The sequence below is a fragment of the Nonomuraea sp. NPDC049378 genome (assembly GCF_055586745.1).
Genome location: NZ_JBVJHP010000012.1, coordinates 30,970 through 49,805, shown reverse-complemented (window position 1 = coordinate 49,805; position 18,836 = coordinate 30,970). Strand labels below are relative to the sequence as shown.

Here is an 18,836-nt window from a genome sequence, read left to right as displayed (position 1 = left end):
TGCGGGGAACAGCGGGCAAATCACCGGCGAACTCTGTCACAGCATGGCATCCACGGCGGTGAGAAAAGTCACTCACCGGAGATAGCCCCACTGGCGGCAGATCTGGTGGAGCGCCTCCGGGATCTCCTCGGCCGCGGGCAGCGGGCGGGCCGCGACGACGGTGCCGGCGCGGATCTTGTCACGCCAGTCGCCGATGCCCTTGACGAAGGCGCCGTGGTCCTGGTCGCCGTAGGCGAGCATGGCGGGCTCGTACGCGAGATCCAGGAACGCGCAGAGCCGGCGCAGCTCCGCCTCGGGGTCGGCGACCAGGTCCTCGTAGCGCAGCGTCAGGCCCTCCAGGTGCGTGCGGGCCTCCTGGAGGTAGGTCATGTAACTCAGCGTGCGCGGCACGGCCTCCTCCATGGGCCGCTTGGGCGGGTCGGCCTCGTGCCAGGACTGCACGATCGACATGGGGTGGCGCAGCAGGAACACGAAACGCGCGTCCGGCCAGCAGGTCGAGATCCGCCGCCAGGCGAACACGTTGCTCGGCGTCTTCTCCGCCAGGATCGGCTTGCCGCTGCGGCTCAGCTCCCGGTGCAGCAGCCGGTCCCAGACGATGTGCTCGATGTCGCTGTGGGTGTGGCCGAGCAGGTCCATGGCCTGCCGTACGGGATCGGTGCCGAGGCCGACGGTCACCCGGCGAAAGTGCGTCTCGATCGGCGAGTGGATCCGCGAGTGGCTGTCGAGCATGACGCGCAGCAGCGTCGAGCCCGACCGCACGGACGACAGCAGGAACACCGGTTCGCGCAACAACCGGTCGTGCGCGCCGTCGACGGGCGGCCGTACCGCGTCGCCCGGCAGCCGCCGCAGCTCAGGCGGCGGCTTGGCGGCCGGTCTCGGCGCCTCCCTGCGCAGGCGGCGCGTCAACGTGTATCCCGTCAGTCCTTCGAGTGTGGCGTTGGCACGGTACCTCCAGCTCATGGGGCTACAAGCTAGGCCGGCGCAGTGAACCCCAGGTGAATCAGGGCTGTGAACCGGTACCGGGAAGCACGGCGCGGAGTCAGGCCTCCAGGTGGCAGCGGGTGACGCCGGTGGCGGTGGGCACGGGCCGCGGCGCGCTCTCGTCGCAGATCGGGCCGATCCTGCGATGGCAGCGGGTGTGGAAGGCGCAGCCGCGCGGAGGCTGCTCGGGCCGCGGTGGCTCCCCGTCCAGGACGATGCGCCGCGGCCGGTCCGACGGCGAGACGGCGGGGACCGCCGAGGCCAGGGCCTCGGTGTACGGGTGCCGGGGGCCCGCGAAGACGCTCTCCGCGTCGCCGCGCTCGACGATCTGGCCCAGGTACAGCACGTTGACCTGGTCGCAGAAGAAGCGGACGACGCCGAGGTCGTGGCTGATGAACAGGAACGACGTGCCGGACTCCTCCTGGATGTCCTTGAGCAGGTTGAGCACCTGGGCCTGGACGGAGACGTCGAGCGCCGAGACGGGTTCGTCGGCGACGATGAGCGCGGGCCTGGCCGCGACGGCCCGCGCGATGGCCACCCGCTGGCACTGCCCGCCGGACAGCTCGTGCGCGTGCAGGTCCGCGACCCTGGCGGGCAGCCCCACCCGGTCGAGCAGGCCGAGGATCTCCTGCCTGCCCGGGCGCAGGCCCTGCGCCAGGAGCGGCTCCGCGACGCACCGGCGCACGGGCAGCCGCGGGTTCAGCGAGGCCCGCGGGTTCTGGAAGATCATCTGGATCGGGACGGCGAGCCTGCGCCTGCGCCTTTCCGACAGGCCGGCGACACCGGTGCCCATCAGCTCCAGCTCTCCGGAGCTCGGCCGCAACAGGCCGGCGACGATCCGGGCGAACGTCGACTTGCCGCTGCCGCTCTCCCCGACCAGCCCGACGGCCGATCCCGCAGGGACGCTCAGATCCACCCCGCGCAGGGCCCGTACCTCGTGCCCGGTGCCCCGCACCCGGAACGACCGGGACAGGTTCGCGGCACGCAGGACCGGTGACGTGGCGCTCACGACTCCTCCTCACTGGCCCGCGGGCACGCCACGCTGACGCCCCCGCCGACGGCGCGCAACTCCGGATCGGTGGTACGGCACTCCTCGACGGCGATCGGGCACCGCGGCGCGAACCGGCAGCCGTCCGGCATGGACCCGATCGGCGGCACGGTGCCGGGGATGCTGGGCAGCCGCGCGAGCCGCCGGCCCGCGGCGGGGCGGCAGCCGATCAGCGCCCGGGTGTAGGGATGCCGGGGGCGGCGCAGGACGTCGGCCACCGGCCCGCTCTCCACGACGCGGCCGGCGTACATCACGTACATCCGCCGGCAGGACTCGGCGACGAGGCCCAGGTCGTGGGAGATGAACAGCATGGCCATCCCCCTGTCGCGCACCAGGGTCATGAGCAGGTCCATGATCTGGGCCTGGACGGTCGTGTCCAGGGCGGTGGTGGGCTCGTCGGCGATGAGCAGCCGGGGCTCGCAGGACAGGGCCATGGCGATGAGGACCCGCTGGCGCATGCCGCCGGAGAGCTCGAAGGGAAAGGCCCGCGCCACCCGGTCGGGCGCGGCGACGCCGACCTCGGCGAGCAGCTCGACCACGCGCCGCCACCGCTCGCGGCGGGGCGTGCGGCCGTGCCGCCGCAGCACGTCCTCCAGCTGGCGCCCTACGGTCATCACCGGGTTCAGCGAGGTGCCGGGGTCCTGGAAGACCATGCTGATCTCGCCGCCGCGCAGCGGCCTGAGCCCGCCCGGGTCGCCGAGGTCGTAGGAGCCGGCGCCGAGCCGGAGCGTGCCGGACGCGCGCAGGGCGGGCGCCAGCAGGCCTAGGGCGGCGTAGGCGGTGACGGACTTGCCCGAACCGCTCTCCCCGACCAGGGCGACGGCCTCGCCCGGGGCGACGTGCAGGTCGATCCCGTCGACGGCACGGACCCGCGGATCGGCGGCCAGGCCGATCGCGACGCCGTCGAGGGCCAGCAGGGTCTCGGTCATCGGCGTCTCCGGGGGTCGAGCGCGTCGCGGATGCCGTCCCCGGCGAAGAGCAGGGCGATGACGAGGACGGCGATCACCAGGCCGGGCGCCACGGTGAGGATCGGCAGGTCGAGGCTGTGGGCGGAGCCGTCGGCCAGCAGGTTGCCCAGCGAGGCCGTCGGCGGTTGCACGCCCAGCCCGACGAAGCTCAGGCCCGCCTCCCCGATGACGGCGAACGCGAAGATCAGCGTGAGCTGGACGGATGTCACGCCGAGCGTGTTCGGGACGACGTGCCGCACGGCGATCCGCCACGGCGGCACGTTGCTGACCCGGGCGCTCTCGACGTACTCCTCCTGCCGGACCCGCAGCACGACGCCGCGCACGACCCGCGCGAGGTAGGGGGTGTAGCCGACCGCGAGGGCGATGACGGTGCTGCGCACCCCGGCGCCGAGCGCGGCGATCAGGCCGAGGGCGAGCACCAGCGACGGCAGCGCCAGCCCCACGTCGATGGCGCGGGCGATGACCACGTTCGCGAGCCCCCGGGCGTATCCGGCGAGCAGGCCGAGCGGGATCCCCGCCGCCGCCACCGCCGCGGTCGTCGCCAGGCTGATGAGCAGCGACGAACGCAGCGCGTAGCACAGCCGGCTGAGCTGGTCGCGGCCGAAGTCGTCGGTGCCCAGCAGGTGCCCGGGGCCCGGCGGCATGAGCGTGTTGCGCAAATCCTGGGCGTGCGGGTCGTACGGCGCGAGCAGGGGAGCGGCGGCGGCCACGAGCACGAACACCGCCAGCAGGAACCAGGTGATCTTCTGGGTCAGCGGCCGCAGCAGCGCGGGCGCCGCGATCGTCCGTTCAGCCACGCGATCGCCTCACTCTCGGGTCGACCACGGCGTAGAGCAGGTCCATCAGCAGGTTGACGGCCACGAAGATCATTACGATCACGAGGATGCACGCCTGCACCACGGGATAGCCCCGCGACAACACGCCCTGCACGATCAGCCGGCCCATGCCGGGGAGCGCGAACGCGTTCTCCACCAGCAGCGCGCCGGCCATCAGGGCGCCGGCCTCCAGGCCGAAGATCGTGAGCGTGGGCAGGAAGGCGTTGCGCAGGGCGTACCGGCCGTAGATCCGGCGCTCCGGGATCTGGAACGCGCGGGCGGTGCGGACGTAGTCGGAGGTCAGGGTGTCGATCAGGCCCGCCCTGGTCGTCTCGAAGACCAGGGTCGCGAACCCGGCGCCGAGGGCCAGCGCCGGCAGCAGCATGTGGGCGAGGTGCGTGCCGAGCCCTTCGGACAGCGGCGCGTAGCCGAACGTCGGCAACACGCCCTGGGCGACGATGATCAGCAGCAGCGCGAGCCAGAAGCTCGGCACCGCGACGCCGGTGGCGCCGGCCAGGCGGGAGAGCTTGTCGGCGATGGCGCCCTGCCAGCGGGCGGCGACCAGGCTCAGCGGGATCGCCAGCACGACCGCCAGCGCGAACGCGTACAGCGACAGTTGCACCGTGATCATCAGCCGGTCGGCGAGCAGGCCGGCGACGGTGTCGTTGAGGACCAGGGAGTTGCCGAAGTCGCCCCGCACGGCGTCCGTGATCCAGTTCCAGTACTGGAGCGGGATCGGGTCGTCGAGCCCGAGCTCGCGGCGGGTCCGCTCGACCTGTTCTGGAGTGACCGATCCGCCCGGCCCCGCGAGGATCCTGGCCGGATCGCCGGGAATCATCCGCATCAGCAGGAACACCACGAACGTGGCGGCGGCGGCCACCACCGTGGCCTGCAGAACGCTGCCCGCCAGCGACACCACCGTGCCGGACGCGAGCCGGCGGCCGCGGCTCATCCGGACAGCCAGCACTGCGCCGCTCCGTGGGTGCCGCCGGGCGAGAACGTGTAGCCGCCCACCTTGGAGCTCATCGCGGTCAGCGTCGAGGGCCACACGGTGAAGGCGGCGTAGGCGTTGTCCGCCACCAGGCGGGCGACGTCGTGGTACATCTCCGCCCGCAGGCCGGAGTCGCCCTCGGCGCGCGCTTTCTCCAGCAGGGCGTCGAGCTCGGGGTCGTCGACCCCGGAGACGTTGAGGTCGCCCTTGCTGTGCGCCAGCGGGTAGATGACCTCATCGGGATCGACGGTGCGGGTCGTCTGGCCGCTGTTGGTCAGCGCGAAGTCGCGGCTGGTGTAGATGCGGTCGGCCCACGAGCCGAAGTCCTCCTTGTTCAGCTTCACCTTGACGCCGATCTGCTCCAGTTGCGCCGCCATCGCGTCGGCCTCCTGCGCCCACGGCGACTGGGTGAAGGCGTTGAAGGCGATCTCGGCGCCGAAGTCGTACCCGGCCCTGGCGAGGAACTTCTTCGCCTCGTCGACGGAGTACGCCTGGGCGGCGCCGCCCGACAGGTCCTCGAAGGCGGCGCCGATGGCGGGGGAGAACGGCCCGTGGGCGGCCTTGGCGTGCCCGGCGTGGACCCCCGCGGCGATCCCCTCCCTGTCGAGCGCGGCCGAGAAGCCGCGGCGCACGTCGACGTCGTCGAACGGCTTCACCGCCTGGTTGAAGGTGAGGTAGTTGAACGTGTTGCCGATGTCCTCGCGCAGCACGGCGTCCCTGCGCCGCTTCACCTGGCTCGCCTGCCCGGGCAGCACGCCGATCATGTCGAACTCGTCGTTCAGGAACGCCATGATCTGGGTGTTGGTGTCCGGGATGATGGAGAAGGTGATGGCGTCGAGGTAGTTGTCGTCGCCCCAGTAGTCGTCGTTGCGCTCCAGGCGGATCACGTTGCCCGCGCGATATTCCTTGAAGACGTAGGGCCCGGTGCCGATCGAGGCGCGGAACGGATCGGACTTCGCGAACTTCGCCACGGCGGCGGGTGACATCATCATCACCCGCCCCCTGCGCAGCGAGGGCAGGAACGACGCGGCCGGGCGGGACAGCCGCATCTCCACCTGGTGCCTGCCGAGGACCTTCACCGATTCGAGGAACGGCGGCAGGTTGACCCCGCCGCCCTCCGGGTCGAGCAGCCGGTCGAGGTTGGCCTTCACGGCCGCGGCGTCGAACGGTGTGCCGTCGTGGAAGACGACGTCGCGCCGCAGGTCGAAGACGTACCGCGTGGGGGAGGCCCGTTCCCATGCCTCGGCGAGTTGCGGGACGACCTCGCCGTCGGTCACCTCGACCAGCCCGTTGTAGGCGAGGGTGGCGATGGCCGCGGTGCCGACCGAGCCCGCCGCCCTCGTGCCCATGTCGAACGCCGGCGCGATCGGCTCCGCCGTCAGCGGCAGCCGCAGCGTTCCGCCCCTGCGCGGCGGGCCGGCAGGTCCGCCGGTGCTCCGGGGCGTCGCGGGGCGGCCGCCGCCGCACGCGCCGACCGCGAGCGTCGCGGCCCCGGCGAGCAGCTGGCGTCTCGTCACGGAGACCCGGGTTCCGGGGGGTGCTTGGTCGACCATTGAGTTCTCCTTAACCCCCCGTTGCCTGTAAGGCTTAATGGGTAATACCTTACATACGACATGTCAATGGGCTGGATGCACAAGGAGCGCCACATGACGAGGTCAGAGCCCCTGTTCGAGTCGCTGCCCCGCCGCAACCTGCGCGACGAGGCCGCGGCGCAGCTGCGGGGCCAGATCATCGCCGGATCCCTCACCCCCGGCGTGATCTACTCGATGTCCGCCATCGCGGCGCAGCTGGGCGTCTCCGCGACGCCCGTCCGCGAGGCCGTGCTCGAACTCGCCAAGGAAGAGCTCGTCGAGATGGTGCAGAACCGCGGCTTCCGCGTACGCGTGGCGACCGGCAAGGAGCTCGACGACATCGTCGAGATCCGGCTGACCCTCGAGGTGCCCGCGATGGGCAGGCTGGCGGACCTGAGGCCGGAGCCCGAGCTGGAGAAGCTGCGCCCGATGGCCGAAGAGCTCGTCGAGCACGCCGCCAACGGCGACATGGTGGCGTTCGTCGTGCTGGACAGCGAGTTCCACCTGTCGCTGACCGCGCTCCTCGGCAACCCGCGCTACGTCGAGCTCGTCCGGGTGCTGCGCTACCAGACCCGGCTGTCGGCGCTGCCGAAGCTGCGCGGAGCCGCGCCGCTCGTGGAGTCCGCACGCGAGCACGTACGCCTGCTCGACCTCCTCGCGGCGGGCGACAGGCCGGGCGCCGAGGCACTGATGACCACGCACGTCAACCACGCCCGCGGCCTGTGGGCGGGGCGGCCAGAGGACGACGGGCCGGTCGCGCCCGACGTCAGGTAAGGGGAGATCTCCGTGTCGACGACCACGCCCGTCACCCGGTCCGCGCGCGCCCTCCACGACGCGGCGATCGTCGTGGACGGCACCTGTCCGGGCTTCCACTGGAGGGAACGGCTGCAGACCTGGATCGACGGCGGCGCCACTTGCTGCGTGGTCAGCTTCGTGGCGTTCGAGGACTGCCGCCGGGCGGTCTCCCTGCTCGCCGAGGCCTTCCGCTACCTGCGCGAACGGCCGGACCAGCTGGTGCTCGCGACCTCGGCCGAGCAGATCCGCCGGGCGAAGGCCGACGGGAAGCTGGCCGTGGTCCTGCACTTCCAGGGCACCCACGCGCTCGAGTACGAAGCCGACCTCGTCGAGCTGTTCTGGCGGCTCGGCGTGCGGGTCGTGCAGCTCGCCTACAACCAGCGCAGCCCTGTCGGCGACGGTTGCGAGGAGGCGTCGGACGCCGGCCTCAGCTCGCTCGGCCGCACGGTCGTCGCCGAGCTCAACCGGCTGGGCATCGTCATCGACGTCTCGCACACCGGCGCGCGCACCAGCCACGAGGCGATCGCCCTGTCCACCGCGCCGGTCGTCGCCTCCCACTCCAACCCCGCCGGGTTGCATCCCAGCTCCCGCAACATCTCCGACGCCCTGATCAGGGACCTGGCCGCGACCGGCGGGCTGGTCGGGATCAACGGCTTTCCCGGGTTCCTGTCCGGGCAGTCGCCGCCGACGCTCGACCGCTTCGTCGACGCCATCACCTACGTCGCCGACCTCGTCGGAGTCGAGCACGTGGGCATCGGGATCGACTACACGATCCGCAACCCGCCGATGGAGCTCTACGAGCAGTACGTACGCGACGGCATCTGGTCGGCGGCCACCTACCCGCCACCGCCGTGGCACTTCCCGGCCGGCCTCGACGACGCGTCGGGCCTGCCCAACCTGACCCAGCGGCTGCTCGAGCGCGGCTACACCGAGGACGAGACCCGTGCCGTGCTCGGCGGCAACTGGCTGCGCGTCTTCGACCGGGTATGGCACGAGACAGGGAGCACGACATGACCGTCACCGCCGGCGCGCCGGCCACCATCGAGCGAGCGCGCGAGACCCTGGCCGCGGCGGGCACGACCGGAGCCTTCCACGCCCGCCACGTCGGCGGCGGCGCCGAGCTCGCCCTCGACGCCGACGCGGTCCAGGTCGCCGCGTCCACGTACAAGGTCGCGGTCCTGCTGGAGGTCGCCTGCCAGGCCGCGGCCGGCGAGCTGCCGCTCACCCGGCGGATCCGGGTGCCCGGCGACGTCCGCAGCCCTGGCCCGAGCGGCATCTCCTCGATGCTCGACGAGGTCGAGCTGTCGGTCCGTGACCTGGCCCTGCTGATGATGCAGGTCAGCGACAACACCGCGACCGACGTGCTGCAGAGGATCGTCGGCACCGCCCGCATCGCCGCCCGGCTCGACGCCCTCGGCATCCGCGACACCACCGTGCGCCTCGACTGCGCCGGGCTGATCGCGGAGATCTTCGACGATCTCGACGGCGATCCGCTGAACGAGGACCGCGACGCGCTCAGGGCCGCGGTCGCCGCCAGCCCCGCCCTGGCCGGGACCACCGGCAACACCACCACCGCGCGCGACATGACCACCCTGCTGAGCCTCGTCTGGCGCGACGAGGCCGGGCCGCCGGCGGCCTGCGAGGAGGTGCGGCGCGTCATGCTCCAGCAGTACGCCCCGCACCGGCTCTCCACCGCCTACCGCGACGGCCCGGCGATCGCCGGCAAGACCGGCACCTTCTACGGCGGCGTCAGGAACGAGGTGGGCGTCGTGGACTTCGGCGACGGCGAGGAGTACGCGGTCGCGATCTTCCTGCGCCAGCACGACTTCGACCTGCGCGACGGCCGGGCCGACGCCGCTGTCGGAGCGGTCGCGCGGCTGCTCGTCGACCACCTGAGGAGCACCCGATGAGCCTCACACCGGCCCCGCGCCTGGCCGAGATGAGCTGGCCGCAGGTCGAGGAGCGGATGGCCGCGGGCGCGCGGACCGTCCTGTTCGCGGCGGGCTCCACCGAGCAGCACGGCCCCCACCTGCCGCTGGTCACCGACACCATGCTCGGGGACGCCCTCGCGGACAGGGTGGCCGCACGGCTGCCCGGCGTCCTCCTCGCCCCCACCGTCCCGTTCGGGGTCTCCACCCACCACATGGCCTTCCCCGGCACCGTCACCCTCGACGAGGCGACGTTCAAGGCGGTGATCCTGCGCTGCTGCGAGAGCCTGGCCGCCCACGGGTTCGAGACCGTGCTGGTGCTGCCGAGCCACGGCGGCAACTTCGCCCCCTTGGCCGAGCTGTTCGCGGAGACGGAAGGCCGGGTGGGCGGCGCCCGGTTCGTCCCGTACACCGACCTGCAGGAGTTCGTGGGGGCGCTGGCGGAGGCCGGGTGGGAGCGCGGGTTCCCGCCCGAGGTCAGCGGCTCGCACGCGGGGGAGGCCGAGACGTCGATCGTGCTCGCGCTCCGGCCCGACCTGGTCGACATGGACCGGGCCGAGGCCGGCTTCGGCGGCCGGTTCGACGAGCCGACCGCGCGCAGGTTGTTCGAGCACGGCACCAGGGCACTGTCGGAGATCGGCGTGCTGGGCGACCCCCGGCCGGCGACCGCACGGGCGGGCGAGGAGTATCTCGACCGCCTGACCGGCCTGCTGACCCGCTTCTTCGAGCCGTACGTGACCTAGCCGCGTTTGTGCGCGGCTCGGTCGTGCACCACCGCGTACGTGTTGCGCAGCGCCTCCATCGACGCGTCGTAAGAGGCCTGGGCGACGCCGGTGAACAGGCAGTCGACGACCATGAGCTGGGCGATGCGGCTGCCCAGCGCCCCCGAGCGGAACCTGGTCTCCCGCGCGGCCGTCGTGAGCGTCACGTCGGCCGCGCGGGCCAGCGGCGACTCGCGGAAGTTCGTGATGGCCACCGTCGAGGCGCCCGACGCGCGGGCGATCGCGAGGAACTCGACCGTGTCGGTGGTGGCGCCGGTGTGCGAGACGGCCACCGCCACGCAGGCGCCGTCGAGCGTGGCCGCCGAGGTCCAGGCCGAGTGGGCGTCGTGCCAGTTGATCGCGGTACGGCCGATGCGCGACAGCTTGGTCTGCAGGTCGAGCCCCACCAGGGCGCTCGCGCCGACGCCGAACGTGTCGATCCTGCGGGCCCCCAGCAGCAGCGCCACCGCCTCGCCGAGCGCCTCCATGTCCAGCGCGCGGGCCGTGTCGGCGATGGACAGCGTCTCGTTCATCGCCACCTTGGAGACGATGCCCTCCAGGCTGTCGTGGCGGTCGATGTCGCCGGACACCTCCGGCAGGCTCGAGGTGGCCAGCTCCTCCCTGGCCACCGCCCTGGTCAGGTCGATCCTGAAGTCCTTGTAGTGCGCGTACCCCATGCGCTGGTAGAAGCGCACCACCGAGGTCGTGGAGGTCGCGCAGCGGGCGGCCAGCTCGGCGATGGACAGGTTGGCGGTGGCGGCCGGGTCGCCGGTGAACTCCTCCGCGATGCGCCGCTCCGACGGCCGCAGCGCGGGCATGGCCGCACGGATGCGGATCAGTACCGTCTCGGCTTCCTCGCCCATCGTCATCCCCCGCAGAAGGAAAATAAGTACCTTGATGGTAGGGTCTGCGTAATTTTATGACCTACTCCTCCGAGGAGACCACATGCCCCGTGGCGCGCTCTCCGCGGTCGGCATCGCCGCGGCGCTGTCCATCGCCCTCACCAGCTGCTCGTCGTCCTCCGGCCCCGCCGCCGGCGGCGACACCCCCGCCAAGGGCCTGGTGGTCGGCGTGACCTCCGACCCCGACACGCTGTTCCCCTGGAAGGCCACCCAGTTCCAGGCCGTCAACGTGCTGCAGAACCTCTACGGCACGCTCACGGAGTTCGACAAGGACCTCAACGTGGTGCCGGGGCTGGCCGAGTCGTGGGAGACCTCGAAGGACGGCGAGAAGCTCACCCTCAAGCTCCGCCAGGGCGTGACCTTCGCCGACGGCAGCGCGCTCGACTCCGAGGACGTCAAGGCGTCCCTCGAGAAGATCATGGACGAGAAGACGGCGGCGGTGGCCAGGGCGTCGCTGTCGTCGGTGAAGTCCGTCGAGGCGCCCGACGCGAGCACGGTGGTGCTGGAGCTGACCGGCCCCGACGCGGCGCTGCCCGCCAACCTCGCCACCGTCAACATGGCCATCCTCTCCTCCGACGACACCGAGCAGGAGCTCGCCACCACCCCCAACGGCACGGGGCCGTTCACGCTGAGCAAGCGCGTGGCCAGCCAGTCGATCACGCTGGCCAGGAACGACAAGTACTGGGGCCCCGAGAAGCCGAAGGTCCCGACGGTCGAGTTCCGGGTGATCCCCGACGAGTCGTCCATCGTGTCGGCGATGCAGTCGGGCAACGTGCAGCTCGCGGTCTTCGACGACCCGCTCGTCGCCCAGACCGCCGAGGGCGGCGGCACCATCACCGTCGCCAAGACGCCGCAGCTCAGCTACCACGTCCTCCAGCTCAACGCGAGCCACGGCGACCTCAAGGACGTCAACGTGCGGCTGGCGATCCAGTGCGCCATCGATCGCAAGCAGGTGCTCGACACGGCCGCGCTCGGCGAGGGCGAGGTGACCGGCCCGATCACCGCCCCGGCCTACAAGTCGGACCCGGCCAAGCGCCCCTGCCCCACCCGCGACCTGTCCAAGGCGGCCGGCTATCTCGCCAAGGCCGGCAAGTCCGGCGGGGTGACCGTCAAGACCATCGTCTCGCAGGGCGAGTACGCCACCTCCGTCAACGAGGCCCAGAACCTCAAGGCGCAGCTCGCCGAGGCCAAGATCAACCTGGAGCTGGAGGTGCTGGAGTCGGGCGCGTTCGTGGACCGCTGGGTGGCGGCCGACTTCGACGCCGCCGTCGCGCTCAACGGCGGCCGGCCCGACCCCGACGGCTCCTACGGCCGCTACTTCACCAGCGACGGCAACCTCAACAAGGTCGCCGGCTACAGCTCGCCCGAACTGGACAAGCTGTTCGCCGAGGGCAAGGCGACCACCGACCAGGCCGCCCGCAAGCCGATCTACGACCAGGTCGCCGCCCACCTGGAGGACAACGCCGCCTGGATCTGGTTGTTCGCCGGCTACACCTACACCGCGACCACCTCGAACGTGCAGGGCTTCGTCCCCATGGCCAGCGGCTCGCTGCAGTACCTGCGCACCACGTCCGTCAGCTGATGCGCCGGATCGCAGGCAACCGCGCCGTACGGCGCGTGGCGAGCACGGTGGGCACCCTGTTCGGGGTGGCCGTGTTCGTGTTCGTCATGCTCCGGGCGATCCCCGGCAACCAGATCACGGCGGGGCTCGGCACCGAGGCCGCGGCGCTCACCCCGGCGCAGAAGCAGGCGCTCGAGCAGTACTACGGCCTCGACCAGCCGCTGGTCACGCAGTTCTTCGCCTGGCTCGGCAACATGTTCACCGGGAACTTCGGCTACTCGGCGCGCTCCCAGCAGAGCGTGCTCGACCTGACCCTGCACGCGCTGCCGGTGACGTTCGAGCTGGCGGTCTTCTCCATCGTGCTGGCCCTGCTGATCGGGGTGCCGCTCGGCATGCTCTCGGCGTCGAAGGCCAACGCACCCAGGGACGCCTTCGGCCAGGTCGTGAGCCTGGCCGGGCTGTCGATCCCGGCCTTCCTGCTGGCCACCACGCTGCTGTCGATCTTCGCGGCCTCGTTCGGGTTCAACCCCAACGGGCAGGGCTTCGCCACGCTCATCGAGGACCCGCTGCTCAACCTGCAGCAGATGTTCCTGCCCGCGCTCGTCCTCGGCTTCGGCATCGCGGCGCCGATCCTGCGCACCACCCGCACGGCGGTGCTCGAGGTGCGCTCGCACGACTTCGTGCGCACCGCCCGGGCCAAGGGCGTTCCGGAGCGGCGGCTGCAGGTCAGGCACGTGCTCGGCAACGCGCTCGTGCCCATCGTCACCATGACGGGCCTGCAGTTCGGCTACCTGCTCGGCGGCGCGGTGGTGGTCGAGCAGATCTTCTCCGTGCCGGGCATCGGCCGGCAGGTGCTGCTGGGCATCCAGCAGAAGGAGTACGCGGTCGTGCAGAGCACCGTGCTGGTGATCGCGCTGGCGTTCGTCGTCGTCAACCTCCTGACCGACGCGCTCTACCGGATCATCGACCCGCGGGTGAGGGCGTCGTGACCGCGCTGCCGCGGCGCAGCCCCGCCGGGGTCGCGGGCGTCGTCATCCTCGTGCTGCTGGCCGCCGTGGCGGCGCTGTCGTACGCGGGGCTGCTGCCGTACGACCCGATCGCCCAGCATCCGCCGTCGAGGTTCCGCGCGCCGTCGGGCGAGCACCTGTTCGGCACCGACCAGTTCGGCAGGGACGTGTTCTCCCGCGTGGCGGCCGGCGTGGGCAACTCCGCGTTCGTCGCCGTCGTGGCGGTGGCGTTCGCGACCGTGGTGGGCACGCTGGGCGGGCTCGTGTCCGGCTTCTACCGCGGCGTCGCCGACGGCGCGATCGGCGGCGTCACGAACGTGTTGTTCGCGTTCCCGCCGCTGCTGCTGGCGCTGTCGCTGGCCTCGGTGCTGGACCGCAACCGGTTCACCATCGCCGTGGCCATCGCGATCGTGTACGTGCCCATCTTCATCCGCGTCACCCGCGGGCCCGTGCTGTCGCTCAGGGAGATCGAGTACGTCAAGGCGGCCGTCTCGACCGGCCTGAGCCGCTGGCAGATCATGCTGCGCCACGTGCTGCCCAACATCACCTCGATCATCGTCGTCCAGGTCGCGCTCTCGCTGTCGTGGGCGGTGCTCACCGAGGCGTCGCTGAGCTTCCTCGGCCTGGGCACGCCGCCGCCGGCGCCCTCGCTCGGATCGATGATCTTCGAGGCGCGCAGCCTGGTCTTCGTCGCCCCCTGGACGCTGATCGCGCCTGGCGCCGTCGTCGTCCTGCTCGTGGTGGGCCTGAACCTGCTCGGTGACGGCCTGCGTGACACTCTCGACCCGCGAAACCGAGGCAAGCGGTGAACCTCTCACACCTGACGACGGAAACGGCCGACCCCCGGTTCGCCGGGATCGACACGATGAGCGTGGGCGAGCTGGCCGCGACCATGAACGCGACCGACGCCACGGTGCCCGCCGCGGTCGCCCAGGCGCTGCCGCGGATCACCGAGGCGATCGAGGCCACCGCCGAACGCGTGCGGGCCGGCGGCCGGCTCGTCTACGTCGGCGCGGGCACCCCCGGCCGGCTCGGCGTGCTGGACGCCTCCGAATGCCCGCCCACGTTCGGCACGCCGCCCGAGCAGGTCTTCGCCATCATCGCCGGCGGTGAGAGCGCGATCGTGTCGCCCTGCGAAGGCGCCGAGGACGACGAGGAGGCCGGGGCGGCGGCCGTGGACGCGGCCGGTGTGGGACCGCTCGACACCGTCGTGGGCATCGCGTCCAGCGGGCGCACCCCGTACGTGGTGGCCGCGGTGCGGCGGGCCGGGGAGCTGGGCGCGCTGACCGTGGGGCTGTCCTGCAACGCGGGCACGCCGCTGAGCGCGGCCGCCGCGCACGCCGTCGAGGTGCTCGTCGGGCCCGAGGTGGTCAGCGGCTCGACCAGGCTCAAGGCGGGCACGGCGCAGAAGCTCGTGCTCAACATGTTCTCGACGATCGTCATGGTGCAGCTCGGCAAGACGTACGGGAACCTGATGGTGGACGTGAAGGCGACCAACGGCAAGTTGCGCGAGCGGGCCGTGCGCATCGTGCGCACGATCACGGGCGCGGGGCGCGAGGAGGCGCTGGCCGTGCTGGACGCCAACGGTTACAACGTGAGACAGGCGGTCGTCGCCGCCCGCTTCGGCCTGGCCCCGCGGGACGCGGCGGCGCGGCTGGCCGCGGCCGGCGGCAGGCTGCGCGCTGCACTGGAGGAGCGGGCATGAGGGTTCTCGGGATGATCTCCGGCACGTCGCACGACGGGATCGACGTGGCGATGGTGGACTTCGAGCTGACGGGCGGCGTGCTCCACGGGCGGGTCGGCCACACGGCGAGCACACCGTACCCGGAGGACCTGCGCGCCCGGCTGATCGCGGCGCTGCCGCCCGCGCCCGCGACGCTGGCCGAGGTGTGCGTGCTCGACACGCTCATCGGCCGGTGTTTCGCCGAGGCCGCCGCCGCGGCGATCGCCGAGGGCGGCCCCGCCGACCTGATCGTCTCCCACGGGCAGACCGTCTTCCACTGGGTCGAGGGGGCGCACGCGCGCGGCACGCTGCAGATCGGCCAGCCGGCCTGGATCGCCGAGCGCACGGGGACGCCCGTGCTGTCCGACGTGCGCATCAGGGACATCACGGCGGGCGGGCACGGCGCCCCGCTGGTGTCGGTGCTGGACGGGCTGCTGCTCGGCGCGTACGACGGCGGCGCGGGCGCGCTCAACCTGGGCGGCATCGCCAACATGACCGTGGTGCGCGGCGCCGAGCTGTACGCCTACGACATCGGCCCGGCCAACGCGCTCATCGACGCCGTGGTGACGGGCAGAGGGCTGAACGCCAGCGGCTTCGACGAGGACGGTCGGATCGCGGCGTCGGGGCGGGTACGGCCGCGGCTGCTGGAGGTGCTGCTCGACGAGCCCTACTACCGGCTGGCCCCGCCCAAGAGCACCGGCAAGGAGCTGTTCCACCCCGGCTACGTCGAGGAGGCGCTGGTCCGGGCGGGAGGTGCGGCGGGCGGCGAGGTGGGCGACGCCGACCTGGTGGCCACGCTCACGGAGCTGACCGTGCGCACGGTCGCCCACGACGTGCGGGCCGCGGAGGTGAGCACGCTGGTCGTCTCCGGCGGCGGCTGCCGCAACCCGGTGATCATGGACGGACTGCGCTCGGCGCTGCCCGCCGTGAACGTGCGGCCGTCCGACGACCTGGGCGCGCCCGCCGACGACAAGGAGGCCATCGCGTTCGCCCTCATCGGCTGGCTGAGCGCGCACGGCCTGCCGGGCACCGTGCCCGGCGGTACGGGCGCGCGGGCCGCCCGCGTGCTCGGCACCCTGACCCCGGGCGCGGGCCCGCTCGTGCTGCCCGCGCCGCTCGCCGGCTCGCCCCGCGCCCTGGTGCTGGCGCGGTGAAGGCGCCACCCGGCGTCGTCATGGCCGCGCGCACGCCCTGGTTCGACCTCACCGAGTGCACCGGCCACCGCACCGTGCGCTGGGTCGACGGCGAGCGCGAGGGCGTCGCCGCGATGACCCTCGGCACCCACCACGACCTCGCCTCGGTCACCAAGATCCTGGCCACCACGACGGCGCTCATCCGCCTGGTGTCCGACCGGCTCGTGGACCTCGACGCGCCGCTCAGCGCGTACCTGCCGCGGTCGTACGAGGCGATCACCGTGCGGGACCTGCTGCTGCACCGGGGCGGCCTGTGGGAGTGGTGGCCGCTCTACATCCAGCCGCGGCTGCCGCCGCCGCGCTACCGTCCCGGCCGCGCACGGCACTACTCCGACCTCGGCTTCGTCCTGCTGGGCCGGATCGTCTCGGCCGTCACCGGGATGCGCCTGGAGCGGGCCGTGGCCGAGCTGGTCACCCGGCCGCTCGGGCTCACCTCGACCACCTACGCCCGCCCGGCCGGCTCCGAGGTGGCCATGAGCGCCCTGGACGACCGGGTCGAGATGCGCATGCTGGACACGGGGGAGCCGTACCCCGTGCCCTACCGCAGCGGCGACTTCGCCGGCTGGCGCCGCGCGCCCGTGCTCGGGCAGGTCGCCGACGGCAACGCCCACCACGCCTTCGGCGGGGTCTCCGGGCACGCGGGGCTCTTCTCGACCGTGCCCGACCTCCTCAAGTACTGCACCGCGATGTCCCGCTACGAGGAGCACGACCGGCTGTGGCGGCCCGAGGTGGCACGGGAGTTCTTCGCCCCCGGCCCCGACCCCGCGCAGGCGCTCGGCTTCCGCAGGTACGACCTGGCGCTCGCCGGCGAGACGGTCACCGTGCTCGGCCACCCCGGCTACGTGGGCTGCGCCGTCGGCTTCGTGCCCGGCCGCGACATCGCCCTCGTGCTCGCGAGCAACCGCCTGCTCGTCGAGGGCGTCCCGGTGCCGACCGAGGAGCTCTGGGCCGACCTGCTGCAGGCCACCACCGAACGATCGAGGACCGTATGAGCCCGCTCCTGGAGATCCGCGACCTCTCGGTCGCCTTCCGCACCCGGCGGCAGGACGTCACCGTCGTCAGGAACGTCTCGATGGAGATCCTGCCCGGCCAGACCGTGGCGGTCGTCGGCGAGTCGGGGTCGGGCAAGTCCACCACGGCGGCCGCGGTCAACCGGTTGCTGCCCGGAAACGGCCGCATCACCGGCGGCCAGGTGCTCTTCGACGGCCGCGACCTGGCCACGGCGAGCCAGCGCGAGATGACGGCGATCCGCGGGGCGGGCATCGGCCTGGTGCCGCAGGACCCGATGTCGAACCTCAACCCGCTCATGCGCATCGGCGACCAGATCGCCGAGGCCCTGGAGGTGCACGGCGTCGCCGCGGGAAAGGCCGCCCGCGGCCGCGTGGTCGAGCTGCTGGACATGGCGGGCATCCCCGACCCCGAGCGGCGGATCGGGCAGTACCCGCACGAGTTCTCCGGCGGCATGCGGCAGCGGGCCCTGATCGCCATGGGGCTGGCCTGCAGGCCCAGGCTGCTCATCGCCGACGAGCCGACCTCCGCGCTCGACGTCACCGTGCAGCGGCGCATCCTCGACCAACTCGGGCAGCTGACCGCCGAGATGGGCACGGCGGTCTTCCTCATCACGCACGACCTGGCGCTGGCCGCCGAGCGGGCCGACGTGGTGGCCGTCATGTACCAGGGCGAGATCGTCGAGACGGGGCCCGCCGCCGCCATCCTGGCCGAGCCCGGGCACGAGTACACCAGGCGGCTGCTGAAGGCCGTGCCGAGCCTGTCGTCGGTGCGCCTGCTCGAACCGCCGCGCCCGGCCGGCGACCTGGCCGTCGTCGAGGACCTGCGCAAGGTCTACCCGCTCAGGGGCACCGGTGAGGAGATCACCGCGGTGGACGCGGTCTCCTTCACCATTCCGCGCGGCAGCACCGTCTCCATCGTGGGCGAGTCGGGCTCGGGCAAGTCGACCACCGCCAACCTGCTGCTCGGCCTCGAAGACCTCACCTCGGGGCGCATCCGCTTCGACGGCACGGACATGACGGCGCTGGGCCGGCGTGACCTGTTCGCGTTCCGCAGGCGCGTCCAGCCGGTCTTCCAGAACCCGTACGCCTCGCTCGATCCCCGCTACACGGTCGGCAAGTCGATCGCCGAGCCGCTGCGCGTGCACCGCGTCGGTACGGCGGCCGACCGCAGAAGGGCGGCGGCCGAGCTGCTGGAGAAGGTGTCGCTGCCGGCGTCGGCGGCCGAGCGGCTGCCCCACGAGCTGTCCGGGGGCCAGCGCCAGCGGGTGGCCATCGCCAGGGCCCTCGCCCTCTCGCCGGAGCTGGTCGTGCTCGACGAGGCGGTCTCGGCGCTCGACGTGCTGGTGCAGGCGCAGATCCTGGAGCTGCTCGCCGATCTGCAGCGGGAGCTGGGGCTGAGCTACCTGTTCATCAGCCACGACCTGGCCGTGGTACGGATGATCTCGCACGCCGTGCACGTCATGCGCGAGGGGCGGATCGTGGAGAGCGGCACCGCCGAGGAGATCTTCGACCATCCGTCGGACGACTACACCCGCGAGTTGCTCGCCGCCATCCCGGGCAACCTCGCCTGAGCCACAGTAGG

At 72.4% G+C, this 18,836-nt stretch carries 18 protein-coding genes; 11 read left to right on the top strand and 7 right to left on the bottom strand.

Annotation, left to right across the window (positions count from 1 at the left end):
- Nucleotides 1-72: 72 nt before the first annotated feature.
- The 6 genes from ACZ6SA_RS25600 to ACZ6SA_RS25575 form a co-directional block, all read right to left on the bottom strand.
- Nucleotides 73-960, bottom strand: a complete 888-nt coding sequence (locus tag ACZ6SA_RS25600) for a sulfotransferase family protein (RefSeq protein WP_347648875.1) — start codon at nt 958-960, stop codon at nt 73-75.
- 79 nt (nt 961-1,039) lie between these two features.
- A complete protein-coding gene (locus ACZ6SA_RS25595) occupies nt 1,040-1,990 on the bottom strand; it encodes an oligopeptide/dipeptide ABC transporter ATP-binding protein (RefSeq protein ID WP_347648874.1) in 951 nt (316 codons plus the stop codon).
- On the bottom strand, nt 1,987-2,958 hold the full coding sequence (locus ACZ6SA_RS25590; RefSeq protein WP_347648873.1) for an ABC transporter ATP-binding protein: 972 nt from the start codon (nt 2,956-2,958) through the stop codon (nt 1,987-1,989). The genes ACZ6SA_RS25595 and ACZ6SA_RS25590 overlap by 4 nt, the downstream gene beginning before the upstream one ends.
- Entirely contained in the window at nt 2,955-3,794 is an 840-nt protein-coding gene (locus tag ACZ6SA_RS25585; protein ID WP_465830883.1) for an ABC transporter permease, read from the bottom strand. The genes ACZ6SA_RS25590 and ACZ6SA_RS25585 overlap by 4 nt, the downstream gene beginning before the upstream one ends.
- The gene (locus ACZ6SA_RS25580) at nt 3,787-4,779 is read right to left on the bottom strand and encodes an ABC transporter permease (RefSeq protein WP_465830881.1); all 993 of its coding nucleotides are present in this window, start codon (nt 4,777-4,779) and stop codon (nt 3,787-3,789) included. Before ACZ6SA_RS25580 ends, ACZ6SA_RS25585 begins: the two co-directional genes overlap by 8 nt.
- Nucleotides 4,761-6,320 carry an ABC transporter substrate-binding protein gene (locus tag ACZ6SA_RS25575; protein ID WP_465830879.1) on the bottom strand — a complete coding sequence of 520 codons (1,560 nt, stop codon included), beginning with the start codon at nt 6,318-6,320 and terminating at the stop codon, nt 4,761-4,763. Before ACZ6SA_RS25575 ends, ACZ6SA_RS25580 begins: the two co-directional genes overlap by 19 nt.
- 129 nt (nt 6,321-6,449) lie before the next feature.
- Here ACZ6SA_RS25575 and ACZ6SA_RS25570 point away from each other — a divergent pair, with 129 nt between their 5' ends.
- Genes ACZ6SA_RS25570 through ACZ6SA_RS25555 form a run of 4 tightly spaced genes read left to right on the top strand, consistent with a single transcriptional unit; the run spans nt 6,450 to nt 9,840 of the window.
- The gene (locus ACZ6SA_RS25570; RefSeq protein ID WP_347648869.1) at nt 6,450-7,148 is read left to right on the top strand and encodes a GntR family transcriptional regulator; all 699 of its coding nucleotides are present in this window, start codon (nt 6,450-6,452) and stop codon (nt 7,146-7,148) included.
- A 12-nt stretch (nt 7,149-7,160) separates the two neighbouring features.
- A complete protein-coding gene (locus ACZ6SA_RS25565; RefSeq protein ID WP_347648868.1) occupies nt 7,161-8,183 on the top strand; it encodes a dipeptidase in 1,023 nt (340 codons plus the stop codon).
- Nucleotides 8,180-9,079 (top strand): serine hydrolase, encoded by a 900-nt coding sequence (locus tag ACZ6SA_RS25560; RefSeq protein ID WP_443154179.1) that lies wholly within the window; start codon nt 8,180-8,182, stop codon nt 9,077-9,079. Before ACZ6SA_RS25565 ends, ACZ6SA_RS25560 begins: the two co-directional genes overlap by 4 nt.
- Nucleotides 9,076-9,840 (top strand): creatininase family protein, encoded by a 765-nt coding sequence (locus ACZ6SA_RS25555; RefSeq protein ID WP_465830876.1) that lies wholly within the window; start codon nt 9,076-9,078, stop codon nt 9,838-9,840. The genes ACZ6SA_RS25560 and ACZ6SA_RS25555 overlap by 4 nt, the downstream gene beginning before the upstream one ends.
- Here ACZ6SA_RS25555 and ACZ6SA_RS25550 read toward each other — a convergent pair.
- Nucleotides 9,837-10,721: a MurR/RpiR family transcriptional regulator gene (locus ACZ6SA_RS25550; RefSeq protein ID WP_465830874.1), complete on the bottom strand. Its 885-nt coding sequence runs from the start codon at nt 10,719-10,721 to the stop codon at nt 9,837-9,839. The genes ACZ6SA_RS25555 and ACZ6SA_RS25550 overlap by 4 nt on opposite strands.
- 82 nt (nt 10,722-10,803) lie before the next feature.
- On the opposite strand from ACZ6SA_RS25550, the gene ACZ6SA_RS25545 reads away from it, so the two are divergent.
- From ACZ6SA_RS25545 to ACZ6SA_RS25515, 7 genes are read left to right on the top strand one after another with little or no spacing between them, the layout of a single operon-like run.
- Nucleotides 10,804-12,342 (top strand): ABC transporter substrate-binding protein, encoded by a 1,539-nt coding sequence (locus ACZ6SA_RS25545; protein WP_465830872.1) that lies wholly within the window; start codon nt 10,804-10,806, stop codon nt 12,340-12,342.
- Nucleotides 12,342-13,310 carry an ABC transporter permease gene (locus ACZ6SA_RS25540; RefSeq protein WP_347648863.1) on the top strand — a complete coding sequence of 323 codons (969 nt, stop codon included), beginning with the start codon at nt 12,342-12,344 and terminating at the stop codon, nt 13,308-13,310. The genes ACZ6SA_RS25545 and ACZ6SA_RS25540 overlap by 1 nt, the downstream gene beginning before the upstream one ends.
- The gene (locus ACZ6SA_RS25535) at nt 13,307-14,137 is read left to right on the top strand and encodes an ABC transporter permease (protein ID WP_347648862.1); all 831 of its coding nucleotides are present in this window, start codon (nt 13,307-13,309) and stop codon (nt 14,135-14,137) included. Before ACZ6SA_RS25540 ends, ACZ6SA_RS25535 begins: the two co-directional genes overlap by 4 nt.
- A complete protein-coding gene (gene murQ / locus ACZ6SA_RS25530) occupies nt 14,134-15,033 on the top strand; it encodes an N-acetylmuramic acid 6-phosphate etherase (protein ID WP_465830870.1) in 900 nt (299 codons plus the stop codon). The genes ACZ6SA_RS25535 and murQ overlap by 4 nt, the downstream gene beginning before the upstream one ends.
- Complete coding sequence (locus ACZ6SA_RS25525; protein ID WP_465830868.1) at nt 15,030-16,205, top strand: anhydro-N-acetylmuramic acid kinase; 1,176 nt, start codon at nt 15,030-15,032, stop codon at nt 16,203-16,205. The genes murQ and ACZ6SA_RS25525 overlap by 4 nt, the downstream gene beginning before the upstream one ends.
- Nucleotides 16,202-17,236, top strand: a complete 1,035-nt coding sequence (locus ACZ6SA_RS25520; protein ID WP_347648859.1) for a serine hydrolase domain-containing protein — start codon at nt 16,202-16,204, stop codon at nt 17,234-17,236. Before ACZ6SA_RS25525 ends, ACZ6SA_RS25520 begins: the two co-directional genes overlap by 4 nt.
- Nucleotides 17,233-18,825, top strand: a complete 1,593-nt coding sequence (locus ACZ6SA_RS25515) for an ABC transporter ATP-binding protein (protein WP_465830865.1) — start codon at nt 17,233-17,235, stop codon at nt 18,823-18,825. The genes ACZ6SA_RS25520 and ACZ6SA_RS25515 overlap by 4 nt, the downstream gene beginning before the upstream one ends.
- Nucleotides 18,826-18,836: the final 11 nt, after the last annotated feature.